The organism is Streptomyces niphimycinicus (assembly GCF_018883605.1).
Lineage (GTDB): Bacteria > Actinomycetota > Actinomycetes > Streptomycetales > Streptomycetaceae > Streptomyces > Streptomyces niphimycinicus.
The window spans coordinates 22746-33429 of the sequence record NZ_JAHLEM010000235.1; the positions used below are offsets into that span (position 1 = coordinate 22746).

13 protein-coding genes and 1 pseudogene are annotated in these 10684 nt (G+C 71.6%); 6 read left to right on the forward strand and 8 right to left on the reverse strand.

The genetic code is table 11. The features are described from left to right. Positions 1-30: 30 nt before the first annotated feature. Genes KN815_RS21520 through KN815_RS21530 form a run of 3 tightly spaced genes read right to left on the reverse strand, consistent with a single transcriptional unit; the run spans position 31 to position 2638 of the window. A complete protein-coding gene (locus KN815_RS21520; protein WP_216343576.1) occupies positions 31-852 on the reverse strand; it encodes an ABC transporter permease in 822 nt (273 codons plus the stop codon). After that, positions 849-1658, reverse strand: a complete 810-nt coding sequence (locus KN815_RS21525) for an ABC transporter permease (RefSeq protein WP_216343577.1) — start codon at positions 1656-1658, stop codon at positions 849-851. The genes KN815_RS21520 and KN815_RS21525 overlap by 4 nt, the downstream gene beginning before the upstream one ends. Beyond that, positions 1655-2638: an ABC transporter substrate-binding protein gene (locus tag KN815_RS21530; RefSeq protein WP_216343578.1), complete on the reverse strand. Its 984-nt coding sequence runs from the start codon at positions 2636-2638 to the stop codon at positions 1655-1657. Before KN815_RS21530 ends, KN815_RS21525 begins: the two co-directional genes overlap by 4 nt. A 117-nt stretch (positions 2639-2755) precedes the next feature. Between KN815_RS21530 and KN815_RS21535 the strand changes: the two genes are divergently transcribed. The 3 genes and pseudogenes from KN815_RS21535 to KN815_RS21545 all read left to right on the forward strand — a co-directional run. Continuing rightward, positions 2756-3577, forward strand: a complete 822-nt coding sequence (locus KN815_RS21535; protein ID WP_216343579.1) for a maleylpyruvate isomerase family mycothiol-dependent enzyme — start codon at positions 2756-2758, stop codon at positions 3575-3577. Between the two features lie 87 nt (positions 3578-3664). Continuing rightward, the gene (locus KN815_RS21540) at positions 3665-4171 is read left to right on the forward strand and encodes a mycothiol transferase (RefSeq protein WP_119984420.1); all 507 of its coding nucleotides are present in this window, start codon (positions 3665-3667) and stop codon (positions 4169-4171) included. A gap of 63 nt (positions 4172-4234) precedes the next feature. Continuing rightward, positions 4235-4696: pseudogene (locus KN815_RS21545) on the forward strand (SRPBCC family protein); the annotation flags it as partial. Positions 4697-4772: 76 nt separating this feature from the next. Here KN815_RS21545 and KN815_RS21550 read toward each other — a convergent pair. Then, a complete protein-coding gene (locus KN815_RS21550; protein ID WP_216343581.1) occupies positions 4773-5441 on the reverse strand; it encodes a pentapeptide repeat-containing protein in 669 nt (222 codons plus the stop codon). Between the two features lie 207 nt (positions 5442-5648). Here KN815_RS21550 and KN815_RS21555 point away from each other — a divergent pair, with 207 nt between their 5' ends. The 3 genes from KN815_RS21555 to KN815_RS21565 all read left to right on the forward strand — a co-directional run bounded on the left by KN815_RS21555 (position 5649) and on the right by KN815_RS21565 (position 6852). Beyond that, complete coding sequence (locus KN815_RS21555) at positions 5649-5915, forward strand: hypothetical protein (RefSeq protein ID WP_216343582.1); 267 nt, start codon at positions 5649-5651, stop codon at positions 5913-5915. Between the two features lie 209 nt (positions 5916-6124). Beyond that, complete coding sequence (locus KN815_RS21560) at positions 6125-6391, forward strand: hypothetical protein (protein ID WP_216343583.1); 267 nt, start codon at positions 6125-6127, stop codon at positions 6389-6391. 209 nt (positions 6392-6600) lie between these two features. Beyond that, positions 6601-6852: a hypothetical protein gene (locus KN815_RS21565; protein WP_216343584.1), complete on the forward strand. Its 252-nt coding sequence runs from the start codon at positions 6601-6603 to the stop codon at positions 6850-6852. Positions 6853-6932: 80 nt separating this feature from the next. Here KN815_RS21565 and KN815_RS21570 read toward each other — a convergent pair whose 3' ends face one another. From KN815_RS21570 to KN815_RS21585, 4 genes are all read right to left on the reverse strand, one after another. Continuing rightward, a complete protein-coding gene (locus tag KN815_RS21570) occupies positions 6933-8108 on the reverse strand; it encodes a damage-control phosphatase ARMT1 family protein (protein WP_216343585.1) in 1176 nt (391 codons plus the stop codon). A 40-nt stretch (positions 8109-8148) separates the two neighbouring features. Beyond that, positions 8149-8991: a pentapeptide repeat-containing protein gene (locus tag KN815_RS21575; RefSeq protein ID WP_216343586.1), complete on the reverse strand. Its 843-nt coding sequence runs from the start codon at positions 8989-8991 to the stop codon at positions 8149-8151. Between the two features lie 75 nt (positions 8992-9066). Continuing rightward, positions 9067-9306 carry a hypothetical protein gene (locus tag KN815_RS21580; RefSeq protein WP_216343587.1) on the reverse strand — a complete coding sequence of 80 codons (240 nt, stop codon included), beginning with the start codon at positions 9304-9306 and terminating at the stop codon, positions 9067-9069. 34 nt (positions 9307-9340) lie between these two features. Next, on the reverse strand, positions 9341-10483 hold the full coding sequence (locus KN815_RS21585) for an inorganic phosphate transporter (protein ID WP_216343588.1): 1143 nt from the start codon (positions 10481-10483) through the stop codon (positions 9341-9343). Positions 10484-10684: the final 201 nt, after the last annotated feature.

Here is a 10684-nt window from a genome sequence, read left to right on the forward strand (position 1 = left end):
GGTGCGGGGGCGGGTCCTGCGTACGGGTCGTCAGGAGCGGTGCGCGGCATGGTGTCTGCCCAGAGCCAGGCGTTCGACGGTGAGCAGCACACTGTTGAGCAGATGGCCGAGCGCGCCGAGCAGTACCATCACCGCCCATACGGTGAGCAGATCGGAGCGGGTCTGGGCGTCGGTGAGCTGGAAGCCCATGCCGTCGGCGGTGCCGGGCAGCAGCTCCGAGAACACCATCAGGATCAGCGAGAGCGACAGGCTCAGCCGCAGCCCGGCGAAGATACGCGGAAGCGCGGCGGGCAGATACAGCAGCACGATCCGCTCGGCGGGCCGCATCCGCACGGTGGCGGCGACGTCCAGCCGCAGCGGGTCGATGCCGCGGACCCCCTCGGCCGTGTTGATCAGTACCGGCCAGATGGCGCCGAAGACGATCGAGGCGAGCTGCATCGGCGTACCGAGGTCGAAGACGACGACGAAGACCGGCACCAGCGCGGGCGGCGGCACTGCGCGGGCGAATTGCAGCACCGGGTCGCACAGCGCGTACACGGTGCGCGAGCGGCCCAGGGCGAGCCCCAGCACGATGCCACCGGCCGCGGCGAGGGCGAATCCGGCGAGCACCCGGCCGAGGCTGGGCAGCAGATCGCGGACCGCCGCGTCGGTGAGGAACGCCCGTCCGGCGGGACCGGAGAACCACAGGTGATAGCCGTGCTCGACGATCCGGGCGGGGGTCGGGAAGAACACACTGCCGTGGGCCCGGGCGGCGAGCTGCCACAGCACCACCGCCACCACCGGTACGCCGAGGCGCAGCGCGAGCGTCCGGGGCAGCCGCCGGACGGTGTGGAGCGTGGCCGAAGCGGTCATGTGCCGCTCCCGCGGTGTTCGGGCGCCCAGGGGAACAACCGCCGTTCGACCGCGGTGAGCGCCAGATTGACGACGAGGCCGAGCGCCCCCGCCCACACCACTCCGGCCAGCACATCTCGGGTGCCGTCGGTGGCCATGCCCGCCTGGGCGATGAAGATGCCAAGACCCTCGCCGAATCCGGCGAGGATCTCGCTCGCCACGGCGAGGATCAGGGCGGTGGCCGCCGCGATGCGCACCCCGGCGGCGATGAACGGGGCGGCCGACGGCAGACCTGCCCGCAGCAGGACGGCGAGCCGCCCGAAGCCGAAGGCGCGCAGTGTGTCCTTGGCCAGCGGATCGGTCTCGCCCAGCCCGTAGACGGTGTTGAACAGTACGGGCCAGACACTGGCGTAGGTGACGAGGGCGATGGTCGTCTCGCCGCCGGCGCCGAGCAGCAGTGACACCAGCGGGATCAGGGCCACCGACGGCACCGGGCGCAGGAACTCGATCAGCACCCGCGCGGCCTGCCCCGCCGCCGGCACACTGCCCAGCAGCAGCCCGAGGGGGATCGCGAGGGCGCAGGCCAGGGCGAGCCCGGTGGCCCATGCCTCGAGGGTGGCGCCGACGCCGTTCAGGAAGGCGGTGTCGCCGCCGAGTTCGACGGCCCGTACCAGCACCTCGGAGGCGGGCGGCAGGAACGTGCGCCGCACCATCCCGGAGCGGCTGAGGGCCTCGCAGGCGGCGAAGGCCACGAGCACGCCCACGGCGCCGAGCAGCGCGTCCCTGGCCCGCCCGGTGCGCTTCCGCCCGGCCGTCGGGGGGCTCACTCGGCGGGCTGGTAGAGGACGGCGGCGGGGTCCAGGTCCTTGGTGAGCAGCTTCTGCGCCCGCATCAGGGAGATGAGCCGCTTGAGTTGGGCGGCGCTGGAGGTGGCCGGGTAGTCGGGCAGGCCGATGGCGGCGGCCTCCGCCGGCTTGATCTTCGTATAGCCGGGCAGCGCCTTCTCCACGGCGCCACGGTCCTTGGCGGCGACGGCCTGGGCGGCGGTGATGGCGCGCTGGAACGCGGCGGCGGACTTCGGGTACTTGTCGATGAACGTGTCGGTGGTGACATAGCCGCTGAGCGGCAGTCCGGCGGTGGGCGCCGCGTTGCCGTCGACCACCGTACGGGCCTTCAGCTCGCGTTTGAGTGCGGTGACGAACGGCTCGGCGGCGTGCACCGCGTCCACTTGGCCCCGCTCCAGCACCGAGCCCATCTGCGGGAACGGCACCTGCCGGTACTCGGGCAGCCCGGCCCCGGCCTTGCCGAGGACGGCGTTGAGGGTGAGCGACTGGATGTTGTTGAGGATATTGACCGCGACCTTCTTGCCCTTGAGGTCCCGCGGCCCCTTGATCGTGGAGTCGGAGGGCACCAGCACCTCCATCATGTGCGGGGCGTTGCGCGCGCCCTCGGCCAGCACCCGGGTGGCCAGCGTGCCCTTCTCGCGGGCCTGGAGGAACGTCACGAAGTTGGCCCCGCCGATGACGTCCACCTGGCCGTGGGCGAGTGCGGGCAGCGCCTGGACGCTCTGCTGGACGGGCTGGACGCGGACGTTCAGCCCCTCCTTCTCGAAGAGCCCCCGGTCGATGGCGATGTGCAGCGCGGCCACATCGGCGAGCGGCAGTCCGGCGACCGTGATCGTCTTCTTCTCCGGCCCGCCCCGGGCCCCGGACTCCTCCTCGGAGCCGCCGCATCCGGCGAGGAGCACGGCGGTGACCGTGGCGGTCGCGGCCAACCTTGCTGAGCGGAGGCGCAGTTGGGCTGTCATGGCATTTCACGATAGGGGTCGTCAGCGGTTCACACCATGGCCGGGACACCTGGTCGAACAGGGCCTCGGGCCGGGCGGGGTATGGCAGGGGTCGCTCCGGCCTGGCAGAGTGCGGCCATGGACTATTCAGACCATTTTCACCGTGAGGTCGCGGCGTTCGAGCAGGCGGCCCGCGGCGCCGCCGACGGGGCGGACGCGCCGCTGGTCCCCTCCTGCCCCGGCTGGACGATGTCGGACCTGGTGCTGCATCTGGGCGGGGTGCATCGCCTGGTCGCCCGTGTCATCCGGGACCGGCTCAGCCGGCAGCCGGACACCACGGACGCCACCCTCTTCGAGCTTCCCGAGGACCGCGAGGGCTGGCCGGCGCCCACGGGCGGGCCGCATCATGGCCCGGTGCCGGTGAGCCTCGTCGACTGGTTCGCCGAGGGGGCCGCCCGGCTCGAGGCCCTGTTCCGGAGCGAGGATCCGGGCCTTGCGGTGTGGACCTGGTCGGCGGAGCGAACCGTGGGATTCTGGCTGCGGATGCAGACCATCGAGGCGGCCCTGCACCGCTGGGACGCCGAGCAGGCGGTCGGCGCGCGGGCCCGGCCGGTCGAGCCCGGCCTCGCGGCGGACGCCGTGGCCCAGACCTTCGAGGTGATGGCCCCGGCCCGGCGGGCGTGGCGGGAGGCCCCTCCCGGGGCCGGCGAGCGGTTCCGGTTCCGCCGGACCGACGGTCCGGACCGGTGGACGGTCCGCTTCGACGGCGACGAAGTGCGGCTCACCACGGGCGCCGCGGACGATGAGACCGGCGAGGCGTTCCGCGATGTCGAGCTGGCCGGGACCGCGTCGGACCTGATGCTGTTCCTGTGGCAGCGGCTTCCCGCGGACCGGCTCGACAAGGTCACGGGCGACCAGGCGGTGCTCGACCGCTACTTCACCCTCGTCCCGCCCGTGTGAGCCGCGTCCCGGCGAGTCGGCGCCCCTCGGCCCGCGCCGCGAGGTGAAACCATGGCCGGAAGGTAACCACGAGCGAGGGAGCCGTGAATGAACAGCGCCGATCTGCTGGCCGACGCCTTTGAGCGGGTGCGCGAGGAGGTGCAGGCGGCCGTGGACGGACTCTCCGAGGACGAGCTGGCGGTACGGCTCGACAGCGGGGCCAATTCGATCGCCTGGCTGGTGTGGCATCTGACCCGGGTCCAGGACGACCACATCGCCGATGCGGCGGGCACCGAGCAACTGTGGACGTCCGAGGGCTGGGCCGAGCGGTTCGGCCTGCCGTTCCCGCCGGACGCCACCGGCTACGGCCACCGGAGCAAGGACGTGGCGGCGGTGCGGGCGGACGCCGATCTGCTCGCCGGGTACTACGACGCCGTCCACGAGAACACGCTGGCCTTCGTGCGCGGCCTCCGCGACTCCGACCTCGACCGGATCGTGGACGAGCGGTGGACCCCGGCGGTGACCCTCGGCGTCCGGCTGGTCAGCGTGATCGGGGACGATCTGGAGCACGCCGGGCAGGCGGCGTTCATCCGCGGCGCGATCCGCAGGCGATAGCGCGCCATCACGGAGAACCGGGGGCCGTCACACCGCCCGCATTGACATGCGGGTAATCGTCTGGAAGCGATGACCGACAAGCCGGCGTTCGTGTACGTCATCTATATCGAGCGCACACCGGAGAAGGTCTGGCACGCGCTGACCGACGCCGACCTCACGGCCGAGTACTGGGGCCACAGCAATGTGTCGGACTGGCAGGTCGGCTCCCCGTGGGAGCATCAGCGGACGGACGGCTCCGGCACCGCCGATGTCGTCGGCACGGTCGTGGAGAGCTCACCGCCCACCCGGCTGGTGACCACCTGGGCCGCGCCCGACGCGGATGCCGCCGCCGAGCCCTCCCGGGTCACCTTCGACATCCAGCCGCACGGCGACATCGTCCGGCTCACCGTGACCCATGAGAACCTGGCCGACGAGGCCGAGCGGACCGCGGCGGCCGGTGGCTGGGCCGCGGCGCTGTCCAACCTGAAGTCGCTGATCGAGACGGGGAGCCCGCTGCCGCAGCAGCCCTGGCTGATCCCCCAGTGACGGTGCCTTCGGCCACCGCCGGTCACGGCTCGGCGTCCCACGTCCCATCTGCCGTGACCGGTGGAACGTGGAACGCTCACCGGGCGGCCCCGCCGTCCCGTACCGTGATCCCCAAGGCGTCGGCGAGCATCGGCGCCAGCTCCATCAACTGGCCGCTGCCGATGGTGGCGCCGCCCAGCGCGTCATAGCCATCGGCGATCTCCAGCCGGGTGGCCCCCCGCAGATCGACCTTCGCCATCCGCGCCTTGCCGAACCGCACGCCCTCCAGCGCGGACCCCGGAAAGGCCACCTCCTCGAGCCCCGCACCGCCGAGGTCGACATCGCGCAGCAGACAGTCCACGAAGGTGACGTTCCGCAGCGTGGCGGTGCGCAGATTCACCGATTCGAGCTTGCACCGGTGGAAGACCACCCGGTGCAGCCGCGCCGAGAACATCTCGAGACCGGCCAGTACACAGCCGCCCAGCTCACTGTCCTGCCAGTCGGTGTCCGCCAGATCGGTGCCGACCCACCGCACCCCGTCCAGCCACACCTCGTTGAACCGGGCCCCGCGACCACGGCCCCCGGTGAAGGTGACCGAGGAGAACGCGGATTCGAGGAACCGGGCGTGGTCACATACGGCCCCGTCGAACGCCTCGCCGTCCAGATGAACGGTGTCGTAGTCACCCCCTTCCGCCAAGGCCCCGTCGAACGGCCGCAGATGGTCGGCGAAGGGCAGATCGGCGAGTTCACGGGGGGACGGCACCATGCGGGGCTCACTTTCCTGGGGGCGGACGGCGTGCGGCGGTGATCCTGCCATCCGGGTCGGACATCCCCGCGAGGACCGACCGGCACGGAGGGGATGGCGTACGCCGTGCGGGGCACTCCACGGTGCGCTTACCCGACTTTTCCGTGTATTTCTCCGTTAAATCTGATGGTCAGATATCTCGCTCTGCGACCCAACACGGAGGAATCCATGCAGATCGCGAAGAAGGCCGCCCTGGTGGCCGCGACCGCAGGCGCCCTTGCGCTCCTCGGCACCGGCACCGCGGCCGCGGGCGGCGGGTACGGCGGCGGCTCCGACAGAAACGCCGGCGCTCCCACCAGCCTCGACGTCAGCAGCTTCATCTTCCAGAGCAACCACTGCAACACGTCCACCGGCACCACCCTCTCCAGCGCCGTCGGCGCTCCGACGGGTGAGATGAAGATCGGCAGCACCTGCGCCAACATCATCGGCGGCTGACGCCGGAGCAGTGGCCGATGACCACCGTCACCGGCTCACCGAGCTCCTCCCGCTCCTCCGGGGCGGGAGGAGCTCGGCCGTTCCGGCCCGATGGCTCGGTACGCCGAACGGGCCACTCTCCGGTGCGCTTACCCGACTTCCCCCGGGCTTCCTTCGTTAAATCGGACCGTCAGATTTATTTGTATCTGCGACCCGACACGGAGGAATCCATGCAGATCGCGAAGAAGGCCGCCCTGGTGGCCGCGACCGCAGGCACCCTTGCGCTCCTCGGCACCGGCACCGCGGCCGCGGGCGGCGGGTACGGCGGCGGCTCCGACAGAAACGCCGGCGCTCCCACCAGCCTCGACGTCAGCAGCTTCATCTTCCAGAGCAACCACTGCAACACGTCCACCGGCACCACCCTCTCCAGCGCCGTCGGCGCTCCGACGGGTGAGATGAAGATCGGCAGCACCTGCGCCAACATCATCGGCGGCTGACGCCGGAGCAGTGGCCGATGACCACCGTCACCGGCTCACCGAGCTCCTCCCGCTCCTCCGGGGCGGGAGGAGCTCGGCCGTTCCGGCCCGATGGCTCGGTACGCCGAACGGGCCACTCTCCGGTGCGCTTACCCGACTTCCCCCGGGCTTCCTTCGTTAAATCGGACCGTCAGATTTATTTGTATCTGCGACCCGACACGGAGGAATCCATGCAGATCGCGAAGAAGGCCGCCCTGGTGGCCGCGACCGCAGGCACCCTTGCGCTCCTCGGCACCGGCACCGCGGCCGCGGGCGGCGACGACGGAGGCTTCGACAGCTCCACCAGCGTCAACCTCTCCAGCTTCATCTTCCAGAGCAACGAGTGCAACACGTCCACCGGCCACACCTCCTCCATCAGCGGCCTCGGCCCGAGCGGTGACATGAACATCGGCAGCAACTGCATCAACCACCTCGGCGGCTGACGCAGGGGCAGGGGCCGACGACCACGGTCACCGGCCCACCGCGCTCCCCTCGGCCCTCCGGGTCGAGGGGAGCGCGCGCCTCACCGCCGTACCTGGATCAGGGCGTGGGCGCCGCTGGTGCGCCAGTGGTCCTCATCCGCGTCCAGCGCGGCCACGGTCCGCTCGCCGAGGCCGACGATGACATCCGACTTCAGGGTGCGCAGCGCGGCCACCGGGCCGGGGAAGTACGCGGTGCGGTCGGCGAAGGAGGTGGTCGGGGGCCACAGCCGGTCGCCGACCAGGCGACGGTAGTTCAGATCGCCCTTGAAGACGGTGAGCGTGGCCTCGGCGAACTGACTCCGCAGCTCGCCCGGTATCTCCTCGTACGGCAGCGGGGCCCGGAAGAAGTCATGCGCCCGCACGACGAGCCGCCCGTCGCCCATGGCGGCCCAGAGCCGCCTGCCGGCCCTGGCCGCGGCGCCCTCCGCCCGCACCAGACGGCGCAGACAGTCCACGACATCCTCGGTGGTGGCGTCGGAGACGTAGTACGGATACGGCTTCACCTGAAGCACCACCCGCTCGGCGCGCCCGTGGTGGAGCACATGGTCGATGAGGACGAGGTCGGGGAGCAGCTCCCGCCCGGCGTTGTCCGCCACCAGGCACAGCGTGGCCGGGGAGCCGGTGGGCAGCAGGGACCACAGCGCCTCGGAGTCGTCCGCGACCAGCGGCGGGGTATCGGCGCCGCTCGCCTCCGCGGCCGAGGAGGAGATACGGAAGCCCAGGTCCGCGCGGTTGCCCCACAGCGAGCCGTGCACCAGCGCGTCGGCCTGCTCCCCCGCGGGCTTGCGCAGGATGTCGTCGAGGGTGGCCAGTTCGGCCTCGGCCTCGGGGGTGTGCAGCTCGGCCTGTTTGAAGGGGCGGAACGGGTCGACGCCCCGCCAGGGCCCGTCGGCGAAGTAGCCCACCGCCTCCAGGAGCAGGCGGTAGAAGTAGCTCTCGGCCCACAGGAACGGCACGTCGAACCAGGACCGGCCGAAGTACTCCCGGCCCCACTCCGCCCACCGGTCGTGGTCGTACGCGGTGGACGGGAGCGGGGTGATGGCGCCCTCGGCGGCGTTGTCGCGCAGCGCGTCGAGGGCGCGGTGCTGCTCGGGACCGTACGGGAAGGCGTCGCGCACCTTCTCGATCAGTGCGGGATGGCGCTCGGCCAGCACACTCCGGGCGAACGATCCGGGTTCATCGCTACGGATCACGGGCGCGTCGACGGTGTCGGACATGGCAGTCAGGCTCGCATACCGCACGGTGGCGAGGAGGGGATCACCAGTGCGCGGGGCGGGTGAGGGACGGCGGCAGCCGGGTGGCGGCGTCGCCCTTGGCCGCGGCGAGCTGGGCCTGGGTGAGGAAGATGGCGCCCCGGAGGTCGGCCGCGCTCAGGTCGGCGTCGCGGAAGTCGGCCCCGATCAGATCGGCCGCCGTCAGATCGGCTCGGGTGAGGTCCGCCGCGATGAGCAGGGCCCCGCGGAGGTTGGCACCCCGCAGATCGGCTCCCCTCAGATCGGCGCCGATGAGATCGGCTCCCCTGCGGTTCTTCTTCTTGCCCGGGATCCGGGCCCGTATCAGCTCGCTCGTCCGCAGCAGCAGCTCATTGACCCGGTCGCGGTGGGCCGCCACGTCGAGCTCCATCAGCTCGGAGGCGCTTGCGCGGGTGAGGCGCTCCGTCTCCCCCAGCGCCCGGCGCACCGCGCCGTGGACGGGCCGGGCGGCCGGCAGGGTCAGCGCCTCGGTGAGGTACCAGAGCAGTTCATGGAGGTGGCGCATGGTGGGAAGGACGGCGAACATCTCGGACGCCGTCCCGGGATGCCGACGCCAGTCACGGCCCTCGAAGGTGAGCTGGGAGACCTTCTGCCCGGCGCCGAAGCAGTCGTAGACCGTGCAGCCCTTGAAGCCCTCTTCCCGCAGCCGGGAGTGGATACCGCAGCGGAAGTCGGACCGGAGGTTACGGCAGGGCTCCCCCGCGCTCTTGCCGATCGCGAAGTCCGCGGAGGCGGCGAAGGGCAGGGCGACACAGCACAGCCCGAAGCAGTTGCCGCAGTCGGCCCGCAGGGCGGTACGGTCCGCGGCGGCCGGGCCGGAGGAGGGGGTTTCGGTCGGATGTGACACCGTGCGTGGTCTCCCGCGTGGACAAGAGCACCGCGATGCGGGCGGTGCTCGGTGACTCCATTGTCGCAAGCGGGCTCAGCCGGGAATGATCAGGTCGATTCCATAGGCGGCGATCGCCAGGCACGCGGCGAAACACACCACCGCCGCGCCCGCCGCCACCGTGTCCGAACGACCGTGCCGCGCCCCGTGGCGCGGCACGCCGCCACCGGCGCGGGTCCAGGCGGCGACGCCGAGGGAGAACATCACGACCACCAGGACGGTGACCCCGAGGCTGACCCCGAAGACCCCGCCGATGGTGCCCCAGGTGGTGCCCATACGGATCAGCTCCTCAACGGCGGTCGGATCCGGGTCAGACGGTCCGGTCCAGGGCGCGCTCGGCGGGCTCGGGGAGGCCCGCCTCGTTCACGTTGTCCGGGTTCACCGGGCGACGGCGCGAGAGGGCGTAGAAGCCCGCCGCCGCGGCCATGGCGATGCCGGCCACCAGGGCCACCCCCGCGTTGCCCCGGCCCGCCACCCAGGCCGCGACACCTCCCACGGCCGCCGCCGCGGGCAGGGTCAGCAGCCAGGACACGGCGATCCGCCCGGCGATCCCCCAGCGCACATGGGCCAGCCTGCGGCCGAGCCCGGCCCCCAGGATGCTGCCCGTGCACACCTGGGTGGTGGACAGGGGGAAGCCCAGATGTGACGAGGCCAGGATCACCGCGGTGGCGCTGGTCTCGGCGGCGAAGCCCTGCGGGGGCTGGATGTCGGTCAGCCCCTTCCCCATGGTCCGGATGATCCGCCACCCGCCGATATAGGTGCCGAGCGAGATCGCCAGGCCCGCGGCGAGCACCACCCACCACGGGGGCCCGGAGCCGTGGGTGAGCACACCGCCGGAGATGAGGGTGAGCGTGATGACCCCCATCGTCTTCTGCGCGTCGTTGGTGCCGTGGGCGAGGGCCACCAGGGACGCGGATCCCACCTGGCCCGCGCGGAAGCCCTTGCGTGCCGCGGGGGCGGCCACCCGGCGGGTGATCACGTAGGCGAGATAGGTCGCCAGCATGGCCACCGCACAGGCCACTATCGGTGAGGCGACCGCCGGAACCAGGATCTTCTCCACGATCGCGGTGAAGCGCACCGCGGATTCCCCGGCGCCCACCCACACCGCGCCGATCAGCCCGCCGAACAGGGCATGCGAGGAACTCGACGGCAGCCCGGCCAGCCAGGTGATCAGATTCCACAGGATCGCCCCGATCAGCCCCGCGAAAATCATGACCGGGGAGACCTTGGCGTCGTCGACGATGCCATTGGAGATCGTCTTGGCCACTTCCGTGGAGAGAAAGGCCCCGGCCAGATTGAGCACCGCGGCGACGCCGACGGCGATCCGGGGCGACAGCGCCCCCGTGGCAATGGACGTGGCCATCGAATTGGCGGTGTCGTGGAAGCCGTTGGTGAAGTCGAAGGCCAGTGCCGTGAGGACGACGGCCACCAGAAGGAAGGAGACGGAGTCCATTCCCGACCTCCCGCACCAGGGGTGGTCCGGCACATCGCCGCGTCGGACCGTCTCGTGAAGACCGCTGTCTGATGTCCACGCTAAGCGTGGTGTCAGGAGGGCGCCAACGCTGGCGTCCCGCCCAACGACCGGGCCAGGTCGGCGCCGTGGCCACGGCGGCACCCGGCCGCGGTGCGGCAGCGGCCGGCGCGGTGCGCTCCC

Bases quoted from the DNA above. Each gene is read 5' to 3' on its own strand.
- KN815_RS21555 (WP_216343582.1), top strand. From the start codon at position 5,649: ATGCAGATCGCGAAGAAGGCCGCCCTGGTGGCCGCGACCGCAGGCGCC.
- KN815_RS21540 (WP_119984420.1), top strand. From the start codon at position 3,665: ATGAACAGCGCCGATCTGCTGGCCGACGCCTTTGAGCGGGTGCGCGAG.
- KN815_RS21535 (WP_216343579.1), top strand. From the start codon at position 2,756: ATGGACTATTCAGACCATTTTCACCGTGAGGTCGCGGCGTTCGAGCAG.
- KN815_RS21585 (WP_216343588.1), bottom strand. From the start codon at position 10,483: ATGGACTCCGTCTCCTTCCTTCTGGTGGCCGTCGTCCTCACGGCACTG.
- KN815_RS21560 (WP_216343583.1), top strand. From the start codon at position 6,125: ATGCAGATCGCGAAGAAGGCCGCCCTGGTGGCCGCGACCGCAGGCACC.
- KN815_RS21565 (WP_216343584.1), top strand. From the start codon at position 6,601: ATGCAGATCGCGAAGAAGGCCGCCCTGGTGGCCGCGACCGCAGGCACC.
- KN815_RS21570 (WP_216343585.1), bottom strand. From the start codon at position 8,108: ATGTCCGACACCGTCGACGCGCCCGTGATCCGTAGCGATGAACCCGGA.
- KN815_RS21550 (WP_216343581.1), bottom strand. From the start codon at position 5,441: ATGGTGCCGTCCCCCCGTGAACTCGCCGATCTGCCCTTCGCCGACCAT.
- KN815_RS21580 (WP_216343587.1), bottom strand. From the start codon at position 9,306: ATGGGCACCACCTGGGGCACCATCGGCGGGGTCTTCGGGGTCAGCCTC.
- KN815_RS21520 (WP_216343576.1), bottom strand. From the start codon at position 852: ATGACCGCTTCGGCCACGCTCCACACCGTCCGGCGGCTGCCCCGGACG.
- KN815_RS21530 (WP_216343578.1), bottom strand. From the start codon at position 2,638: ATGACAGCCCAACTGCGCCTCCGCTCAGCAAGGTTGGCCGCGACCGCC.